A 20125-nucleotide genomic window follows, 5' to 3' on the forward strand; every position below is an offset into this window, starting at 1 on the left:
GCCGTCGGGCAGAGTAGTGTCTTTCAACGGGGTCATATTATGCCGAGACCTATAACGCTTGGCAACCCCTGCGGTCACGGCCTCTTGCCCAGCTCTCTTTCCCTGCCCTTATATTAATTGAACGTTCAATAAAAAAATGGCAGGCTGTGACTCTACCATCATGCTCAACGGCATGGTGCCAAGTTAGCCCTGGAACAGGAGGTCTCGAGGTGCCCAAGGTCGGAATGGAACCCATCCGCCGCCAGCAGCTGATCAAGGCGACCATGGCGGCCATCGATGAGGTCGGCCTGGCCGATGCCACCGTCATGCGCATCGCACGGCATGCCGGCGTCTCCGCCGGCATCATCAGCCACTACTTCGGCGGCAAGGATGGCCTGCTGGAAGCGACCATGCGTCAGATCCTCAGCGACCTGGGCGCCGCCGTCGCTGCTCGCCGGGCCAGCATTGCCGCCGCCAGCCCCCGGGCGCACCTGAGGGCCATCATCGAGGGCAACTTCGATCGCAGCCAGGTCACCGGCCCCGTGGCCAAGACCTGGCTGGCCTTCTGGGCGAGCAGCATGCACCAACCGGCACTACAGCGTCTGCAGCAGGTCAACGACCGCCGTCTCTACTCGAACCTCTGCGCCCAATTCCACCGTCTGATGCCTCGTGCCGAGGCACGCCGGGCTGCCCACGCCCTGGCCGCCATGATCGACGGCCTGTGGTTGCGCGGCGCCCTGACCCCCGAGGGCCTGGACGCCGATTCTGCACGACGGGTGGCCCTGGCCACCCTGGACCAGCTGCTCACCGCCACCCCCTCCGCCGATTAAGGAGAGCCCCATGACACAGCGAGACCCCGTACCCCTCTACATCGATGGCCGAGAGGTAGACGCCAGTTCAGGCGCCACCTTCGAGGTCGTTAACCCCTTCGACGGCAGCCGGCTGGCCGGCGTGCAGCAAGCCTCAGCAGCCGACGTGGACGCCGCCGTGACCGCTGCCCGCCGCGGCCAGCGCGAATGGGCCGCCATGAGCGGCATGCAGCGCGGCCGCATCATGAATCGCGCCGTAACCTTGCTACGTGGGCGCAACGACGAACTCGCCGAACTCGAGACCCGCAACACCGGCAAGCCGATCAGCGAAACCGCCGCGGTGGACATCGTCACCGGCGCCGACGCCCTGGAGTACTACGCCGGCCTGGCTGCCGTCATCGAGGGCACCCAGATCCCGCTGCGCGAGGACTCCTTCGTCTACACCCGCCGCGAGCCGCTGGGCGTGATCGGTGCCATCGGCGCCTGGAACTACCCCCTCCAGATCGCCTGCTGGAAGGCCGCCCCGGCCCTGGCAGCCGGCAACGCTGTGGTCTTCAAGCCCAGTGAGGTGACCCCGCTCACCGCCATGAAGCTGGCCGCGATCTTGACCGAGGCCGGGCTCCCCGATGGCGTCTTCAACGTGATCCATGGCGACGGCCGCGTTGGCGCCCTGATGACCGGACACCCGGGCATCGACAAGGTCTCCTTCACCGGGGAGGTGGGAACCGGCAAGAAGGTAATGGCCGCCGCCGGGGGCTCCACCCTGAAGGATGTCACCATGGAACTGGGCGGCAAGTCGCCGCTGATCGTCTTCAATGATGCCGACCTCGATCGCGCCGCCGACGCCGCGATGATGGCCAACTTCTACTCCAGCGGGCAGATCTGCACCAACGGCACCCGGGTGTTCGTCGAGCGCGCCGTGAAGGACGCCTTCGAGGCGAAGATCAAGGAGCGGGTCGGCCGCATTAGAGCCGGCGACCCGATGGACCCGAGTGTCAACTTCGGCCCCCTGGTCAGCTTCGAGCACCAGGAAAAGGTGCTCTCCTACATCGCGCTCGGCAAACAGGAGGGTGCCCGGGTGCTGGCCGGCGGCGATACCTGGAATCAAGGCGACGCTGGCGGTGTTGACTGGTCAAGAGGCGCCTGGGCCGCCCCCACGGTGTTCACCGATTGCAGCGACGAGATGCGCATCGTGCGAGAGGAGATCTTCGGTCCCGTGATGGCGATCCTGGCCTTCGATGACGAGGAGGAGGTGATCCGCCGCGCCAACGATACCCACTACGGCCTGGCCGCCGGCGTCTTCACCGAGAGCCTCAACCGCGCCCATCGGGTCATCCACCGCCTGGAGGCGGGCATCTGCTGGATCAACACCTGGGGCGAGTCCCCCGCCGAGATGCCGGTGGGCGGCTACAAGCAGTCCGGTATAGGCCGCGAGAATGGCCTGGAGACGCTGGCCCACTACACCCAGACCAAGTCGGTGCAGGTGGAAATGGGCCCCTTCGAGTCGGTGTTTTAAGGAGGCTACATGACCGAGCTTCGCGAATTCGACTACGTGATCATCGGCGCCGGCTCCGCCGGCAACGTGCTGGCCACCCGCCTCACCGAGGACGAAGACGTCACGGTGCTGCTGCTCGAGGCCGGCGGCCCCGACCACCGCTTCGATTTCCGCACCCAGATGCCGGCGGCGCTGGCCTTCCCGCTGCAGGGCAAGCGCTACAACTGGGCCTTCGAGACCGACCCCGAGCCGCACATGGACGGCCGGCGCATGGAGTGCGGCCGTGGCAAGGGCCTGGGCGGCTCCTCGCTGATCAACGGCATGTGCTACATCCGCGGCAATGCCCTGGACTACGACCACTGGGCCAAGGCGCCGGGCCTGTCGGACTGGACCTACGCCGACTGCCTCCCCTACTTTCGCAAGTCCGAGAGCCGCGATATCGGGCCCGATGACTACCACGGCGGCGACGGGCCGGTCAGTGTCACGACACCCAAGGAAGGCAACAACCCGCTCTATCGCACATTTATCGAGGCGGGCAAGCAGGCCGGCTACCCGGAAACCGAGGACGTCAACGGCTACCAGCAGGAGGGCTTCGGCCCCATGGACCGCTTCGTCACCCCGGGCGGCCGACGCGCCTCCACCGCCCGCGGCTACCTGGACCAGGCCAGGGGGCGCGAGAATTTCACCATCGAGACCCGAGCCATTACCGACGTCATCGAGTTCGAGGGCAAGCGAGCGGTGAGTGTGCGCTACCGGAAAAAGGGCCAGACCCAGCGGGTACGCGCCCGCCGCGAGGTACTACTGTGCAGCGGCGCCATCGCCTCCCCGCAGATCCTGCAGCGTTCCGGCATCGGCCCGAAGAATGTCCTGGACGAATTCGGTATCGCGCCGGTCCACGTCAATGACAACGTCGGCGCCCACCTCCAGGACCACCTGGAGATGTACATCCAGTACGAGTGCAAGGCGCCGATCTCCCTTTACCCGGCGCTGAAGTGGGTCAACCAGCCGAAGATCGGCGCCCAGTGGCTCTTCCTTGGCAGCGGCATCGGCGCCAGCAACCAGTTCGAATCCTGCGGCTTCATTCGCAGCAATGATCAGGAGGCGTGGCCCAACCTGCAGTACCACTTCCTGCCCATCGCCATCAGCTACAACGGCAAGAGCGCGGTGCAGGCCCACGGCTTCCAGGCTCACGTGGGCTCCATGCGCTCGGAGAGCCGCGGTCGCATCCGCCTGACCTCCCGGGACCCCGAGGCCGCACCCAGCATCCTGTTCAACTACATGTCCACCGAGAAGGACTGGCAGGAGTTCCGCGACGCCATCCGCCTAACCCGCGAGATCATCGCGCAGCCCGCCTTCGACGCCTATCGTGGTCGCGAGATCGCGCCGGGGCCAGACGTGCAATCCGATGCTGAGCTGGACGCCTTCGTGAAGGCCCACGCCGAGACCGCCTACCACCCCTGCGGCAGCTGCCGCATGGGCGAAGGGGACGACGCCGTGGTGGACGGCGCCGGCCGGGTGCACGGCGTGGAGGGCCTGCGGGTCGCTGACGCCTCGCTCTTCCCAATGATTCCCACCGGCAACCTCAACGCGCCGACGATCATGCTAGCCGAGAAGATCGCCGACAGGATCCGCGGCCGCGAACCGCTGCCGAAAAGCGACGCCCGCTACTACGTGGCAGGCGACACCCCGGTACGAGGAGAGCCCCGGCGCCGCTTCGATCAAGCCTGACTGTCTCATCGCTAGATGGGGCAAGGAGCGCCGAATCAAACCCCTATATCGTTCTTTTGTTGGCCGGTTGCATGGGGATGGGCTAGTCTGCAAGTATTCAAACATCTGTTCGAATTCTTGACGTTCATCACAATCGGAGTCTCCCCCCATGCTCACCCTGATCCTGCTGATCGTGGCCGCTGTCGGCCTGCTGGCGGTGATGCGCCGCGAGTCGGGTGCCCTGCCCGCCCTGGCGGTGCTGGCCATCACCGGCCTGGCCAGTCTGCTCGTCGCCTCCAGCTTGCTCGGTATCCTGCTGCTGCTCGGCGCCATCGCCGTGGCCGTGGCAGGCCTGCCGGCACTGCGCGGCAAGTGGTTGACCCCGCGCCTGTTCGCCCTGTTCAAGACGGTCTCGCCCAGGGTCTCCGACACCGAGCGCACCGCATTGGAGGCCGGCAGCGTGGCATGGGACGGTGAGCTGTTCACCGGCAAGCCCGACTGGCAGGTGCTGCTCGCCTTCAAGGACGAAGGCTTGAGCGACGAGGAGCGCACCTTCCTCGACAACCAGTGCTCGGTCGCCGCCGGCATGTGCAACGCCTGGGACATCGCCAAAGAGCGCGCCGACCTGCCCCAGGAACTCTGGGACCACCTCAAGCAGGAACGCTACTTCGGGATGATCATCCCCAAAGCCTACGGTGGCCTGGGCTTCTCAGCCAAGGCGCAGTCGCTGGTGCTGCAGAAGCTCTCCATCAACGAGACCCTGATGGTCACCGTGGGCGTACCCAACTCCCTGGGCCCGGGTGAGCTGCTGCTCAAGTACGGCACCGAAGAGCAGAAGGACCACTACTTGCCGCGCCTGGCCGACGGCCGCGAGATTCCCTGCTTCGGCCTCACTGGCCCCCGAGCCGGAAGTGACGCCACCGCCATCCCCGACACCGGCGTGGTCTGCAAGCAGGTCATCGACGACAAGGAGGTGCTCGGCGTGCGCCTCAACTTCGAGAAGCGCTGGATCACCCTGGCGCCCATCGCCACCGTGGTGGGCCTGGCCTTCCGCCTGTTCGACCCGGAGCACCTGCTGGGCGACGAGGAGGATCGCGGCATCACCCTGGCGCTGATCCCCCGCGACACCGCCGGCATGGAGATCGGCCGCCGCCATCACCCCATCGGTAGCCCCTTCCTGAACGGGCCCATCAAGGGCAAAGACGTCTTCGTCCCGCTGGACACCATCATTGGCGGCACCGAGATGATCGGTCAAGGCTGGCGGATGCTGGTGGAGTGCCTCTCCATCGGCCGCTGCATCACCCTGCCCTCCGGCGCCACCGGCACCGCCCGCTACGCCATCGGTTGGAGCGGCGGCTTCGCCCGCATTCGCCGGCAGTTCAACGTCCCGGTGGCCGAGATGGAGGGTGTGCAGGAGCCGCTGGCACGCATGACGGCGCTGGGCTATATCGCCCAGGCCGCGGTCTATCAGACCGCCAACACCATCGACCGCGGCGAGAAGCCGGCGGTGCCCTCGGCGATCCTCAAGAGCCAGCTCACCGAGTTCCAGCGTGTCGTCCTCAGCGACGCCATGGATATCCACGGTGGCAAGGCGGTCACCCTCGGCCCGCGCAACTACCTGGGGATCGGCTACAGCGCCAACCCGGTGGCGATCACCGTGGAAGGCGCCAACATCATGACCCGCAACCTGATGATCTTCGGCCAGGGCGCGATCCGCTGCCATCCCTACGTGCTCGACGAGCTCGCCGCCAAGGACGCCGATGATATCCAGGCCTTCGACAAGGCGTTCTTCAACCACGCCGGGCTGATCTTCGGCAACGCCGCCCGCGCCTTCACCCAGGGGCTCGGCATCGGCAAGCCGGCCGTGCCCTTCGATGCGGTTGCCGCACCCTACGCTCGCGAGATCGCGCGACTCTCCGCCGGCTTCGGCCTGTGCGCGGACGCCGCCATGGCCAGCCTCGGCTCCACCCTCAAGCAGCGCGAGATGCTCTCCGCCAGGCTCGGCGACGTGCTCTCCAACCTCTACCTGGCCTCCATGGTGATCAAGCAGTGGCACGAGGGCGACCAGGTCGAGGACGAGGCGGCGCTCATGCACTATAGCTGCCAGCTTCTGCTGGGCCGCGCCGAGCAGGCTCTGGACGAGCTGTTCGACAACCTGCCCAACCGGGCGCTGGTCGCGGTGCTACGCGTCCTGGTGATGCCGCGGGGCAAGCGCGTCAAGCGCCCCCACGACGATCTGGCCCGCACCATCGCCCAGGCCGTCTCACGAGACACCGCCCTGCGCGAGAAGCTGCTGCGTGAGACCTGGGAGGCCGACGACGGCAGCCAACCCAACTTCCTGGCACAGTACAACGCCCTGCTCACAACCCAGGAGCGAGCCGAAGCCCTCTACCGCACCGTCAACAAGGCCTATGCCAGGGGGGGGCTGCCCGCGGAGGCCCTGCATCCCGAACAACGGGTGGAGGAAGCCGCCAAGGCCGGCCTCATCGGCGAGGAGGACGCCACCTTCATGCGCGAGCGCGAGGCTCGGGTGCTGGAGCTGCTCACCGTGGACGACTTCGAGTACGACGCCTTCGTCATCGACAAGGCCAAGGTACTGCGACACAACGCCGCCTGACGACGCCCTCGCCAACCCTGCGCCCGGCCAACTGGCCGGGGCGTTTTACTACAGGGGCCATACCAGCAGAATCATGGGTGTTGCCACCGCCAGCACCACCAGGGAGAGTGGCAGGCCCATACGCCAATAGTCGCCGAAGCGGTAGCCACCGGGACCCATTACCAGAGTATTGGACTGGTGGCCGATGGGGGTGAGGAAGGCGCAGGAGGCGCTGACTGCCACCACCATCAGGAAGGGGTCAACCGAGGCGCCGAAGCCATTGGCCAGGCTCGCCGCAATAGGCGCCATCAGCAGCGCCGCAGCGGCGTTGTTGACGATGTTGGAGAGCACCATGGAGAGTACGAAGAGACCGATCAGGGTCACGATCACCGGCCACTCGCTGCCCCAGACAAGCATGGACTCGGCGATCAGCGCCGCTCCGCCGCTGGTCTCCAACGCCTGCCCCACCGGAATCATCGCCCCGAGCAGCACGATCACCGGTCCATCGATGGCCTGGTAGCCCTCGCGCAGCGGCAGCACCCCCACCAGCAGCGAGACCAGCGCCGCCGTGGAGAGCGCCACCGCCGCCGGCAACAAATCGAAGAACATCGCCAGAATGGCCGCGGCGAAAATGCCCAGCGACAGCAGCAGCATGCGCGGCTGCCCAAGATTCAGGTCACGCTTCGCCAGCGGCAGGCAGCCCAGGGTTGCCAGGCTCTCGGCGAGTTCACTTTCGCCACCCTGAAGCAGCAACACGTCGCCGGGGCGGAAGCGAATCTCGTGCAGGCGCTGCTTGAGGCGACCGCCGTCCCGGGCCACCGCCACCAGGTGCAGGCCGAACTGGTTGTGAAGGCGCAGTTGGGTGATGGTGCGGTTGACCATCATGGAGTCGGTGCGCACCACCGCCTCGACCAGCTGCAGACCCTCCGTATCCACGCCGTTCTTGTCTTTCTCTTTTCCCTTCTTTTCTTTGTCGCTGCCCCTGTCTTTCTCCTCGTCTGCGCTGTCGCGTTGGTTCGTTTCACTCGTACGTTGCGCCTTGTTGTCGTCTTCGCTCTCCTCTGCCCCTTCATCTTCGGCATCCTTGCCCACACTCAGGTCCGCCTTGTCCTCCAACAGCTTCATCTCCTCGGGCCCCGCCTCCATCAGCAGGATATCGCCCTCCTTCAGCGTGCCGAAGAAGGCGTGGCCGGCCCGGCGCTTCTCGTCGCGCACCACCGCCAGCACTGGAATGGTCTCCTCCAGCTCCTCCTGCAGCTCGCGCAGGCTGAGACCGTTGGCCTTGGACTCCTCGCCGACGCGCAGCTCAACCAAGTAGTGGGCGGTGTCGAACATGGCCTCGGTGGAGGCCTTGCCGGCCCGCTGCGGCGTCAGCCGCCAGCCCAGCAGCACGATAAAGGCCAGTCCGACCAAGGCCACTGCGACACCAACCGGGGAGAAGGAGAACATCCCGAAGGTCTCGCCGGTGATCGAACCGCGGTAGCTGGCGATGATGATATTGGGCGGGGTACCGATCAGAGTGGTGAGCCCCCCCAGCAGTGAGCCGAAGGCCAGCGGCATCAGCAGGATCGACGGCGAGGCATCGTGCTCCCGGGCCAAGCGCATGGCCACCGGCAGCAACAGCGCCAGGGCGCCGACATTGTTCATGATGCCGGAGAGCACCACCACGGTGCCGGTTAGCACCAGCAGCTGCAGGAAGAGCCGATCGCCCACCTTGAGCACCTGGTCGGCGATGACGTCGACCACCCCGGAGCGCTCGAAGCCGCGGCTGAGCACCAGCACCGCCGCCACGGTGATCACCGCCGGATGGCCGAAGCCGAGGAAGGCCTCCTCCCCCGGTACCAGGCCCAATATCACCGAGCCCAGCAGCGCCGAGAGCGCCACCAGATCATAGCGAAAGCGCCCCCAGACGAAGGCTGCAAGCGTTGCGCCCAGCACGATAAAGAGCAGGGTGCTGTCTGCCATGCCCCGTCACCTCCCTGTGAGTGTCGATACTTATATCAGTATCTGCAGCATCGCCAGGCGAGTACCCCGACGACAAGCAATTTTTGTGCTGTGGCTGTGCTTTCCATCTTGCACACGACGACGCCCGACCAGGGCCGGGCGTCGTCAAGAGCATGCCAGCCGCGTCTGGGCTGGCTATTTCGCCATCTTCTCCAACATGGCGTTGACCGCCTCCAGATGCTCGGGCTCGTTGTGGCACATGCCCTGGAACACCGCGCAAAGGTCGAGGAAGTCCTTGAGCTCGGTGCGCTGCGCCATCTTCATCAGCCGCTTGGTCAGCCGGGTTGCCTTCGGCGGCTGGGCAGCGATGTGCGAAGCCAGCTCGCCCACCGTCTCCATCAGCGCTTCGGGCTCGGTCACCTCGAGCACGATGCCGTACGCCTTGGCTTCCTCGGCGTCAATGATCCGGCCGGAGAGGGTCAGCTCGAAGGCACGCTGGTAACCGATCAGGCGCTGCATGAACCAGGCGCCGCCGTCGCCGGGGATGATCCCAAGGTTGAGAAAAGTCTCGCCGAACTTGGCCTTCTTCGAGGCGATGCGCATATCAGCCATGTTGGCCAGGTCGAAGCCGGCTCCGATGGCCGGTCCGTTGACGGCGGCGATGATCGGCACCTCTACCGCGGAAAGTGCCAGCGGGATGCGCTGGATGCCGCGACGATAGCGGGCCGAGACCTTGGCCACGTCGCCAGCGAAATCGCCACGACGATTGGCCATATCCTTGACGTTGCCGCCGGCGGAGAAGGCACTGCCCTCGCCGGTGATCACCAGCACCGAGACATCGTCGCAGGGGTTGACCCACTCGGCCACGGCGACGATGTCGTCCACCAGGGCAGTGCCGGTGAGGGCATTGCGCACGTCGTGTCGATTCAATGTCAGGGTGGCCACCCGCCCTTCCAGGGTCAGGCGGGCGTCGGTCAGCTGAGGCAGGCCGGGTCCAGACATACTGGATTGAGAAGAGATCGGGCTCATGCGTCGGCGTCCTTGTCGGTGGTTTCGGCGTAACGCTCGACAATAACCCGGGCGTCGACCACGGCATAGCCGTCGGCGTTGACAATCACCGGATTGAGGTCGAGCTCGGAGAGTGCCGGGTAGGCCTCGACGAGGCGCGACACCTTCAGCAGCAGGTCAACCAGGGCGGCCCGGTCCACCGCCTTCTCGCCGCGCACACCACCGAGGATTCTCTTCGCCTTGATCTGCTCGACCATCTCCTCGGCGTCGCGGCGCGACAGCGGGATGGCGCGGAAGGCCACGTCCTCGAGGATCTCCACGAAGATGCCGCCCAGGCCGAACATCAGCACCGGCCCAAAGATTGGGTCGCGGATGACCCCGAGGATCACCTCGATGCCCCTCTTCGCCATGGGGGTCACCAGCACGCCCTCGATCTCGGCGCTCGGGTCGTAGGCGAGGCAGGCATCGAGAATGGCCTGGCGGGCCTCACCCATGGCGCTCTCGCCGATGACGTTCAACTTTACGCCACCGGCGTCGGACTTGTGCAGGATGTCCTTCGAAACCACCTTCATGGCCAGCGGCGTCTCCCCACTCGCTCCAGAAAAGTGCTTTGCCGCCTCGGCCAGTTCGGCCGCGTTCCTGATCACCAGTTCAAGGGGCACCTCGATGCCGTGGTCGCGTAGCAGCTGCTTGGCCTCGTACTCGAAGAGGTCGCGGCCCTCGACCCGGGCACGCTGGAACATGGCGGTGAGCTCGGGGAGTGGCTCGACGCTGCGCTCGCGGCTCTGGCGCCCCACCTGGGCCAGGTACTGGCCGCGTTCGCCCAACGCCGAGAGCACCCGCACCGAGTGTTCGATGGAGGCGTAGATGGGCAGGCCTGCCTCGTGCAAGCGGCGCAGCGCCGGCGGCTTGATCGGGGCATAGAGGCTGTAGATTACCAGCGGTTTGGTGGTGGCCTTGGAAAGATCGACCATCGCCTCGGCGCCGCGCATCTCGTCACCCAGCAACGATTCGGCAAAGCGGGTGCTGTAGCCGCCAAACATGCCCACCAGGAAGACGCTGTCGACGTTGTCGTCGGCGGCGACGATCTCCATGCAGGTGGCCAGCAGTGACGGATTGGCGTCGGTGGAGCCGGCCACGTCCACCGGGTTGACGGTGGAGGCCTGGGGGAAGAGCACGTCGCGCAGCCTCTGGCGGGTCGCCTCGGAGAGCTCGGCGAGTTCCAGGCCCGCCTCGGCCAGGCGGTCAGAGGCGATGGTCGCCTGGCCGCCGCCGTCGGCGATCACCGCCACGCGCTTGCCGCGGGCCTTCTGCAGCAGGCCCAGCCCCTCGGCCACCGGCAGGATCTCGTCGGAGTGCTGCACCACGCTGACGCCGGCCTGCTTGAGCAGATCCACGGTCATGGCGTAGCTGCCCGCCAGCGCCCCGGTGTGGGAGCTGGCGGCCTTCTGGCCGGCCTCGGTAGAACCGGACTTGTAGACCACCACCGGCTTCATGGCCGTCACCTCGCGGGCCACCTCGAGGAACTTTCGCCCGTCGCGGAAGCCCTCCACGTAGAGGGTGGCGACCCGGGTGTGCTCATCCTCGCCCAGGTAGCGCAGGTAGTCATTGAAGCCGATATCGCTCTGGTTGCCCGGGCCCACGTAGGTGGAAAAGCCCACCTGGCCGTTGTACTGGGCCTCCAGCGCCAGCGAGAGCAGCATGTTGCCGGACTGGGAGATGATACCCACCCCGCCGGGCTTGATGTTGTCCAGCGACAGCAGGTTGATCTGGTGATGCAGGTTGAAGAGGCCCGAGGTGTTGGGGCCGATGATGCGCACGCCGTGGGCGCGGGCCTTCTCCATCATCTCCCGTTCGAGTTCGGCCCCTTCCCCGCCGATCTCGGCGAAGCCGCTGGCAAGTATCACCGCGCCCTTGATGCCGCGACGCCCGCACTCGGCGATCAGTCCCGGCACCGAGGCCGCCGGGGTGCAGATCAGCGCCAGTTCCGGGCTGCCGGGAATCGCCGTGACCGAGGGCCACGCCTTGACCCCGAGGATCATGTCGGCCTTGGGGTTGACCGGGTAGATGTCGCCCCGATAGCCATCCTTGATCAGGCCGACCATCGCCTTGTAGCCACGCTTGGTGGGATCGGCGGAGGCCCCCACCACCGCGATACCCGAGGGCGCCAGGATGTCGTGGAGGGGGCTGCGAGTCGGGAGATGTCCTTCGATGGGATTCATATGCTGGCTGACCTTGCCCTCGTGGGCGAATGAAGAGTGGGCGAATGAAGAGTGGTACCGGCCCGGCCGATCGCCGGGCGATTCACGGACGTTCGGGAGGGACGGGCTTACTTCCCCTGGAAGTGCGGCGCGCGCTTATCGGCGAAAGCATCGACGCCCTCCTGCCAGTCCCGAGTGGTGCCCACGAAGGTCATGCCTTCCAGTTCGGCAGCCAGGCAGGCATCCAGGGTGCGCTCGCCGGAGAAAGTGAGCTGCTCCTTGGCAAGCGCCATGGAGAACGGCGCCTTGCTCGCCACCTTCTCGGCAAAGGCCAGGGCGGCATCAAAGAAGCCCTCGTCGGCATGGCAGCGGTTGGCCAGGCCGATACGCACTGCCTCGTTGCCATCGATGCGCTCGCCCAGGAAGACCAGTTCGCGGGCCTTAGCCAGCCCCACCAGGCGCGGCAGCAGCCAGGTGACGCCACCGCCCAGGAAGTTGCCGATGGAGACCTCCGGCAGGCCGATCTGGGCACTCTCGGCCATCAGCAGGAAATCCGAAGCGATGGCGAGCTCCGCCCCGGCGCCCAGCGCAAAGCCGTTCACGGCAGCGACCACCGGGGTCTGCATCTGCATCAGGCGCCTGCAGACGACCTGCTCCCCCTGCAGGTACTGGCGGCGATCGAAGGCGGTGCGCCCCTCCTTGTGCTCCTTGAGGTCAGCGCCCACGCAGAAGGCTCGGCCCTCGCCGGTGATCAGCACGACGCGCACCTGGCTGTCGGCCTCGGCACGACCCAGGGCATCATTGAGCTCACCATAGAGCGCCTCGGTCACGGCGTTGAGGCGGTGGGGGCGGTTGAACCGGATCTCCTGCACCTGGCCGTGGCGGCGGAGGATCAGGGTCTCGTAGTCTCGGGAAAGGGGATTCGGTGACTGGCTGTCGTCTTGGTTCATTTAGAGCTGCACTCTCGGGGCATGGCGGACGAATTCGATAACCACGGCGATGGTTCATCGGCGTGGAAACAAACGTGTCATTATCTAAACCCATGCAACACGTCTGTTCTTCTACGCATCCTAGCCAAAGGCGTCAGGCAGGTCAACACGTTCGTTTCATGATTTATGTAAAAAGAAACGAATGTTTCCCTTGAGGCGTCGCGCATCAGGTACAATGGCGCTCCCGCACCACCCCCCAGGAGAACAGCGTGCTGGAAAAGGATCGACGCGACGTCAAGGAGCCGGACACCGACAGCGGCCCCGCCCGGCTGCATGCGGTGAACCGTCAGCTCGCCGAGGCCTACCCGGAGCTCAGCCCCCAGCTCAAGCTCGCCGCCGGCTATGTGCTGGAACACCCGGTGGAGATCGCCTTCCAGTCGATCCGCAAGTCGGCCACTGCCGCCGCGGTGACCGCCTCGACCCTGGTGCGCCTGGCCAAACGCCTGGGCTTCGACAGCTTCGATCAGTTCCGAGAGGTGTTCCAATCGGCGGTACAGGCCGGCCCCGTGGAGCTCTCCGGGCGGGCCAATCAGCTGCGCAGCCTGGCCAGCCAGACCGACGATCAGGTGTTCCTCGACGTGGGCGACGCCGCCTTCGACAACATCGGCCGCCTCTTCACCGCCGACAACCAGCAGCGGGTACGCGACGCCGCGCGTCGGCTACTGGCCGCGGAGAAGATCGCCGTGGTGGGGTTTCGGGACACCTTCGCCTGCGCCTACCACTTCGCCTACGTGGGGCGCATCGCCATGCCCAACATCCAGCTGATTCGCGGCCAGGAGGGGGGACTGCTGACCGAGCTCGCGCCCTTCAGCGAGGGAGACGTGGTGGTGGCCTTCGGCTTCGAGCCCTACTGCGCCGAGACCATGCGCGCGCTGGAGATCACTCGGGCGGCCGGGGTCAGCGCCATCGTAGTCACCGATACCATGCGTTCGCCGTTGGTGCCGGGGGCCACCATCACCTTCCCGGTGGCCAACGCCACCCCGCACTTCTTCCCGTCGATCCTTTCGGCGATCACCCTGATCGAGGTGCTGCTGGCGGAGTGCGTGGCCTTTGGCCCCGACGACCTGGTGGACAACGTGGCCAGCTTCGAGTCGCGGATGCGCGCCATGGGCGCCTACGTGGAGCAGGGGTAGAGCGGAAGTTGCGGAAGTTAGAGCAAGGCAGGAAACACTCCCGACCAGCAAGGCTAGCGGGCAGGAACGAAGACCGGCGCACCATCCACCCAGGCGGTGGCCAGACGCTGGCCGTAGAGTTGCTCCAGCACCTCGGGGACCAGCATGCTCTCGCGGGGCCCCCAGCACGCCTCGCCATCGGGATACAGTAGTAACAGCTGGTCGCACCAGCGCGCCGCCAGGTTGAGGTCATGCAGACACATCATCACCGCCCGACCCTGGGCTGCCTGCTCGGCGAGCAGCGACATGACGGCAGTCTGGTGATGCAGGTCGAGGTGGTTGGTAGGCTCGTCGGCCAGCCACAGACGCGGCGCCTGGGTCAGCACCGTGGCGATCGCCAGGCGCTGACGCTCGCCACCGGAGAGCGTGCTGACCAGTCGCTCGGCCAGATGGGCCACGTCGAGCCGCTTGAGTGCCGCCTCGGCAAGCCGCAGGTCCTCGCCCCCCTCCATCTGCCAGGGGGAGAGCCAGGGATGACGACCGATCAGTGCCGTCTCCCGCACCGTGGCGGGGAAGCCATCCTGGCTGTCCTGGAAGACCAGCCCCAGGCGCCGGGCTACCTGCCGCCGGCCAAGACTGGCCAACGGCTGATCATCGAGACGGATATCACCTCGCCGCGGAGACCTCAGACCCGCCAGGGTATGCAGCAAGGTGGTCTTGCCGGCACCGTTGGGGCCCAGCACGCCCCACACCTGGCCCGGCTCCACGGCCAGCGTCAGGGCGGCGCCGTCGGCGCGCCCCGGCACATCGATCACCAGCTCGCGGGTCTCCAGGCCGCTCATCAGCGGCTCCGGTAGAGCAGGTAGAGAAAGGTGGGCACCCCGAGCAACGCGGTGATCACCCCCACCGGCAGCTGTTCGGGGGCAATCGCGGTGCGCGCCAGGGTATCGGCCAGCACCAGCAGGGTGCCACCGCCCAGCGCGCAGGCGGGCAGGATCAGGCGCTGGTCGTTGCCGAGCACCAGCCGCAGCATGTGCGGCACCACCAGGCCCACGAAACCGATACTGCCGGCGGTGGTCACCGCCATGGCGGTAAGCGCGCTGGCCACAATATAGATACTCCACTCCAGGGGACGCACCGTCACGCCCAGGGCGGCCGCCTGGAGCGGCCCGCGGGCCAGTACGTTGAGGTTGCGCCCCAGGGGCACGGTGGCAAGACAGGCCAGCAACAGTAACGCCAGCGGTGCCCAGGGCGCTCCGGCATGGGCCAGGTCCCCCATCAGCCAGTAGAGCATGCCGGGCAGGCGTTCTACCGGGCTCACCGCCAGCATCAGGGTGATCACCGCCCCCCAGCCGGCAGCCACCACCACGCCGGTGAGCAGCAGCCGCGATGGCGTCCAGCTACCGGTGCCATGGGCCAGGCCGAACACCAGCAGGGTGGAGAGGAAGGCCCCGGCGAAGGCGGAACCGGTCATCAGCGCCCCGCCCAGCCCCGCCAACATGGCGGCCAGGGCACCCACCGCGGCACCGCCCGAAAGGCCCAGCACATAGGGGTCGGCCAGGGGGTTGCGCAGCAGCACCTGCATGAGTGCACCCGCCACCGCGAGCAGCCCGCCCACCGCGAAGGCTGCAAGCGCCCGGGGCAGGCGAAGCTCGAGGATCAGGGTGCGCGACAGGGCATCGCCCTCGCCGCGCAGCACGGACCAGAGTTCGCCGAGGCCGACGCCGACGCTGCCCACAGCCACCGCCAGCGCGATGGCGATCAGCGAGGCCAGCGCCAGCAGGCCAAGCGGCAGCGCCCAGCCTCCGGCGGCTAACGGCATGCGCAGCGGCTCAGCGCCGGCCACGGGCGACTTCCAGCGCATCACACAGCCGCCGACTGCCCTCCAGCAGCCGAGGTGTGGGCCGCTGGATCAGCGAGGGCGGCACGAAAAAAAGATTCTCCCGAGCCACGGCGGTGAGCTCGGGATAGCGGGTCCAGTGATCGAGCCAGTCGCGGTTCTCCTCGCCCATGCCGCCGGCCAGAATCGCCTCGGGGTCGGTAGCCAGCACCGCCTCCTCGGAGATGCGCGGCGCCAGCCGATCCAGGTTGGCGAAGACATTGACGCCACCGCACAGGCGGATGACCTCGCCGATCCAGTGCTCGTCGTTGATGGTCATCAGCGGCGAATCCCACACCTGATAGAAGACCGACACCGGGGCCGACTCGGCATGGCGCTCGGCGAGCTCGGCCATGCCCCGGCGGAAGCGTGCCGCCTCGGCACCTCCCGTCGCCTCGCTGCCGGCCAGGTGCGCCAGGCGTTCGATGGCACTGACAATCTCCTCGATGCCCCTCGGCTCGATCTGGAACACCGGCAGCCCGAGACGCTCCAGTCGCTCGAGCTGCTCGGCGGGGTTGCCGGTGATCCACCCGATCACCAGGTCCGGCGCCAGCGCCAGCAACGTCTCGAGATCGACCCGGGTATGGTTGCCAACCGAGGGCACCTTGGCAGCCTCGGGGGGATAGTCACTGTGGGCCACCACCGCCACCACCCTCTCTCCCGCCCCGGCGGCGAAGACCAGTTCGGTGGCGCCCGGCGAGAGCGCGGCGATGCGCTCTGCCGGGGCCGCCAGGCACACCTCGTGGCCGCGATCATCAACGGCACAGCGCTCACCGGCGAGGGCCGACACCGCTGCCAGGTGCAGCAGTGCCAGGACGAGCCCGTCAAGCCGCCAAACCCGGCCTTGTTTACTGACCAAAGTGCACACTGACGAAGGCCGCGCGTCCGGCGTTGATATAATCAAACGGCATCGCCTGGAAGGTGACCGGATCGAAGTCGGCGCCCTGGGCGGTGACAACCTCCTTGTCCAACGCGTTCTCCAGCGTGGCACGCAGCGACCACAGCGGGGCAAAGTCCCAGCCGGCGCGCAGGTTAACGATGCCATAGCCGGGCAGACGTTGCTGGTTGGCGCTGTCGTTGTAACGGTGATTCTGGGCGATCCAGGAGCCGCCCAGTGACCAGTCGCCCAACTTCCGATCCACATCCAGCCGCAGGCTCTCGGTGGAACGACGCGCCAGGCGCTTGCCGGCGTTATCGCCGCTGCGGCTCTCCGGGTCCATCCAGGTCAAGGCAGCGGCCAGGGTCCAGTCATCGATCTCGGCACCCAGCGCCAGCTCGGCACTGCGGATGCGTGCCTCGTTGACGTTGACAGGGCGGAACGTCTCGTCGAGAGCGATAAGGTCATCCACTTCCGTCTGGTAGGTGGCGAGGTCCCAGAACCAGCTGCCGTACTGGCCTCGCAGGCCAAGCTCGACGGTACTCGACGTTTCCGAGCTCAGGTCGGGGTTGCTGGAGCCCGCGAAGGGAAAATAGAGCTCGTTGAAGGTGGGCGCACGAAAGGCCGTCCCATAGCTGGCACGCGCCACATGCCGCTCATCCAGCGCATAGCCAAGGGCCAGGCTACCGGTCAGCTCCCCGCCGAACGACTGGTTGTCATCATGGCGCAGGCTGAGCTGTGTCGTCAGCGGGTGAAAATCCAGGAAACCCTGCGCAAACACGGCTCGGTTGTATCGTCTCTCCTCATCGAAGGCGAGCCCCGAGGTCTGGCTGTCGCCCAGGTCATCCTCGGCATACTCGGCACCGGCCACCAGTTCGTGGGGCCCCAGCGCCAGGGTGTTCTGCCACTGAGCGGTGCGGGCTCGCGTCTCGAACAGGGAGGTATAGGTCGGGGCCAGGGTGTCACGTTCATCGCGAGCTTCGCTGAGGGTCAGGCGACTCCTCCAACTCCCCGTCACCGCCAGCTCAGCGTAAACACCTACCACCTGCTGAACGAAGTCATCCGTTGCGGCACCGGGCGCATCGAACTCTGTACTGCCTCGGGATCTAAGCGCCAGCAGCCCGACTTGGGCATCGTTCTCCAAGGTATGCGAGAGCCGTACCAGGCCGCTGGTATTGTCGTAGCCCCTGTCGTCGCCGCCTTCGCGCACCGGGTCACCATCGGTATCGATATGGCTGCCGGCTAGATAGTAGCGGGTGCCGCCGCTGCTGCCAGTGAGGCTGGCGCTATAGCGCTGGGTATTAAAGGCGCCGCCGCCCACGGAAACGCGCGGCTGGGGAGCACCCTCCTCGCCTTCAGGCGTGAACAGTTGGATGACGCCCCCCACCGCGTCGGCGCCGTAGAGGCTACCGCGGGGGCCACGCACGATCTCGGCACTCTCGAACATCCGCGGGTCGAAGAACTCCCAGGAGGCCGCTCCGCTGGTGGCGGATCTCAGCCTTATCCCATCGATCAGCAGCACGTTGGCATTGCTTCCGGTGCCGCGCAGGAAGAGGCTGCTCTGCTTGCCGAAGCTGCCCTGGGTGGTGATGTCCACACCCGGCTGACCCCGCAGCAGGTCGGTCACGCTGGTGGGGTCCTGGCGGCGCAGGGTGGCTTCATCCAGCACCGTCACCGAGGCCAGGCTCTGGTCGGCGGTACGCGGGGCCAGGGCGGCGGTCACCACCACGGGGTTGAGACTCAGCATCTCGGTGGGGCTGTCGGACTGCGGTTCGGCGGCCTGGACGGCCAGCGGTAGGGCCAGAGCGAAGGTCGCCAGGCCACGGGGAGCGAAAGTCGTGTTCATGTCTGTCCCTTGTCCACCGTGCTCACCCGCACGGCGTACTACTTTTTTAATGGGCCGGGGCAGAGGAACAGCAGGAAGGGAAGCGGCGCGTAGGGTGCGGCGATGCCCTGCCAGATGACCGCCCTCCGCGATCCAGCATGCGCTCTCGGGCCGGTCTCCGGGCTGACGAGCGAGGGCTTCGCCGACAGGCAAGATCCCCTTCTGAACCGCCGCCTTCCCATGCCGAGGGCACAGTGGCGCTGTGGCGGTTCTTGACTCGATCACCGTTGCGGGGGCAGCGTCGGACTGGCGGACTGTTTGGAAGAGCACCGCGAACCGACTTCCCGTTTACCTGGCGGCACTCACTCCGCCAGCACCTTAGAGTGCGCGTAAGCTAGCAAGCACCGGTCCTGTGGTCAACGCCGAAAGCCGAGACCTTCACTCAAAGTCATTATATTTCAATCGATTGCAGAGCCAACGCCGAACCACCACCTGTTCCAGGCGCTGAGCAGCCATCTTTCTCCTCCCTGGATAGCGGCCCCTGACAAGCGGGATCACAGACGCTACAATCATTCCACATACTGTATATATTAACATATGTTATGGAGCTACCCCATGGCCTCACCGACTCGAGGGGACCCTCGCCCCCGCAAGGGTCGCGGCGCTAACTACGATCCCCACAACCGCTTTTCCCCCACCGTAAGCGTGGGGGAAGACGACGGCTGGTGGCAGGACGAGGCGCCGGCGAGCCTGGCCACCGAGGTGCGCGAGGAGCCTGCTCGCAGCGCGCTCTCCTGGAACACCTCCCCAGACCTCCCCTTCGACCGCTCGATCAACCCCTATCGCGGCTGCGAGCACGGCTGCATCTACTGTTACGCCCGCCCCAGCCACGCCTACTGGGACTTCTCGCCGGGCCTCGACTTCGAGACGAAGCTGATCGCCCGCACCGGCCTGGTGGAGCGCCTGAAGGAAGAACTGTGCCGCCCCGGCTATGTCTGCCGGCCCATCAACCTCGCCGGCAACACCGATGTCTACCAGCCCATCGAGGCCGGCCAGCGCCGCACACGGGAACTGCTCGCCTTCCTGCTCGAGTGCCGCCACCCGGTCACCCTGGTGACCAAGGGCGCCATGATCCTGCGCGATCTGGATCTGCTGAAGGCACTCGCCGAGCGCCGCCTGGTCCGGGTGATGGTGAGCCTGACCAGCCTCGACGCCGACCTGAAGCGCACCCTGGAACCCCGGGCCGCCTCGCCTGCCGCACGATTGCGGGTCATCCGCGCCCTGAGCGGCGCGGGGGTTCCCGTCGGCACCCTGGTCTCACCGGTGATTCCGGGGCTGACCGACCACGAGCTGGAACGCCTGCTGGCGGCGGCCGCGGACGCCGGCGCCGCCACCGCTGGCTGGATGCTGCTGCGCCTGCCCCATGAGGTGGCCCCGCTGTTCGAGGCCTGGCTGGACACCCACCATCCGGGGCGCGCCGGCAAGGTGATGAGCCTGGTGCGCCAGTGTCGCAACGGGAAGGACTACGACCCGCGCTTCGGCCACCGCATGCGCGGCGAGGGGGTCTTCGCCGATCTGCTCGAGCAGCGCTTCCGCACTGCCTGCCGGCGGCTGGGGCTGAATACCCCGGAGGCCGAGGCGGCGATGCGGCTGGATACCCACGCCTTTCGAGCGCCCCATGTGCAGGGCGACCTCTTCGCCTGA

General features: G+C 66.8%; 14 protein-coding genes and 1 riboswitch. Of the genes, 6 read left to right on the forward strand and 8 right to left on the reverse strand.

Annotated elements, in window-relative coordinates; genetic code table 11:
- Positions 1-209 precede the first annotated feature (209 nt).
- The 4 genes from betI to ACR80S_RS06740 all read left to right on the forward strand — a co-directional run bounded on the left by betI (position 210) and on the right by ACR80S_RS06740 (position 6607).
- Positions 210-809, forward strand: a complete 600-nt coding sequence (gene betI, locus ACR80S_RS06725) for a transcriptional regulator BetI (RefSeq protein WP_435402878.1) — start codon at positions 210-212, stop codon at positions 807-809.
- 10 nt (positions 810-819) lie between these two features.
- Positions 820-2304 carry a betaine-aldehyde dehydrogenase gene (gene betB / locus ACR80S_RS06730; protein ID WP_435402879.1) on the forward strand — a complete coding sequence of 495 codons (1485 nt, stop codon included), beginning with the start codon at positions 820-822 and terminating at the stop codon, positions 2302-2304.
- Between the two features lie 9 nt (positions 2305-2313).
- Positions 2314-4011 carry a choline dehydrogenase gene (gene betA / locus ACR80S_RS06735; RefSeq protein ID WP_435402880.1) on the forward strand — a complete coding sequence of 566 codons (1698 nt, stop codon included), beginning with the start codon at positions 2314-2316 and terminating at the stop codon, positions 4009-4011.
- A 148-nt stretch (positions 4012-4159) separates the two neighbouring features.
- The gene (locus ACR80S_RS06740) at positions 4160-6607 is read left to right on the forward strand and encodes an acyl-CoA dehydrogenase (protein ID WP_435402881.1); all 2448 of its coding nucleotides are present in this window, start codon (positions 4160-4162) and stop codon (positions 6605-6607) included.
- 48 nt (positions 6608-6655) lie between these two features.
- Here the strand turns inward: ACR80S_RS06740 and ACR80S_RS06745 are convergent, their stop codons facing one another.
- The 4 genes from ACR80S_RS06745 to ACR80S_RS06760 form a co-directional block, all read right to left on the reverse strand.
- On the reverse strand, positions 6656-8551 hold the full coding sequence (locus ACR80S_RS06745; protein ID WP_435401405.1) for an SLC13 family permease: 1896 nt from the start codon (positions 8549-8551) through the stop codon (positions 6656-6658).
- A 174-nt stretch (positions 8552-8725) separates the two neighbouring features.
- A complete protein-coding gene (locus tag ACR80S_RS06750; RefSeq protein WP_435401404.1) occupies positions 8726-9559 on the reverse strand; it encodes an enoyl-CoA hydratase-related protein in 834 nt (277 codons plus the stop codon).
- Positions 9556-11760: an acetate--CoA ligase family protein gene (locus tag ACR80S_RS06755; protein ID WP_435402882.1), complete on the reverse strand. Its 2205-nt coding sequence runs from the start codon at positions 11758-11760 to the stop codon at positions 9556-9558. Before ACR80S_RS06755 ends, ACR80S_RS06750 begins: the two co-directional genes overlap by 4 nt.
- 107 nt (positions 11761-11867) lie before the next feature.
- Positions 11868-12689: an enoyl-CoA hydratase/isomerase family protein gene (locus tag ACR80S_RS06760; RefSeq protein WP_435402883.1), complete on the reverse strand. Its 822-nt coding sequence runs from the start codon at positions 12687-12689 to the stop codon at positions 11868-11870.
- A gap of 248 nt (positions 12690-12937) precedes the next feature.
- On the opposite strand from ACR80S_RS06760, the gene ACR80S_RS06765 reads away from it, so the two are divergent.
- Positions 12938-13861, forward strand: coding sequence for a MurR/RpiR family transcriptional regulator (locus tag ACR80S_RS06765; RefSeq protein WP_435401401.1), 924 nt, complete (start codon positions 12938-12940; stop codon positions 13859-13861).
- 53 nt (positions 13862-13914) lie between these two features.
- On the opposite strand, the gene ACR80S_RS06770 is transcribed toward ACR80S_RS06765, so the two are convergent.
- The 4 genes from ACR80S_RS06770 to ACR80S_RS06785 are packed head-to-tail and all read right to left on the reverse strand — an operon-like array spanning position 13915 to position 18442.
- Positions 13915-14682, reverse strand: a complete 768-nt coding sequence (locus ACR80S_RS06770; protein WP_435402884.1) for an ABC transporter ATP-binding protein — start codon at positions 14680-14682, stop codon at positions 13915-13917.
- On the reverse strand, positions 14682-15662 hold the full coding sequence (locus tag ACR80S_RS06775) for a FecCD family ABC transporter permease (protein ID WP_435401463.1): 981 nt from the start codon (positions 15660-15662) through the stop codon (positions 14682-14684). Before ACR80S_RS06775 ends, ACR80S_RS06770 begins: the two co-directional genes overlap by 1 nt.
- Positions 15663-15672: 10 nt before the next feature.
- A complete protein-coding gene (locus tag ACR80S_RS06780; protein ID WP_435402885.1) occupies positions 15673-16587 on the reverse strand; it encodes a cobalamin-binding protein in 915 nt (304 codons plus the stop codon).
- On the reverse strand, positions 16568-18442 hold the full coding sequence (locus tag ACR80S_RS06785; RefSeq protein ID WP_435402886.1) for a TonB-dependent receptor domain-containing protein: 1875 nt from the start codon (positions 18440-18442) through the stop codon (positions 16568-16570). The genes ACR80S_RS06780 and ACR80S_RS06785 overlap by 20 nt, the downstream gene beginning before the upstream one ends.
- Before the next feature lie 131 nt (positions 18443-18573).
- Positions 18574-18817, reverse strand: a riboswitch (cobalamin riboswitch).
- A 219-nt stretch (positions 18818-19036) separates the two neighbouring features.
- On the opposite strand from ACR80S_RS06785, the gene ACR80S_RS06790 reads away from it, so the two are divergent.
- Positions 19037-20125, forward strand: a complete 1089-nt coding sequence (locus tag ACR80S_RS06790; protein ID WP_435401397.1) for a PA0069 family radical SAM protein — start codon at positions 19037-19039, stop codon at positions 20123-20125.

This window comes from Halomonas salsilacus (assembly GCF_051216275.1).
Classification (GTDB): Bacteria; Pseudomonadota; Gammaproteobacteria; order Pseudomonadales; family Halomonadaceae; genus Halomonas.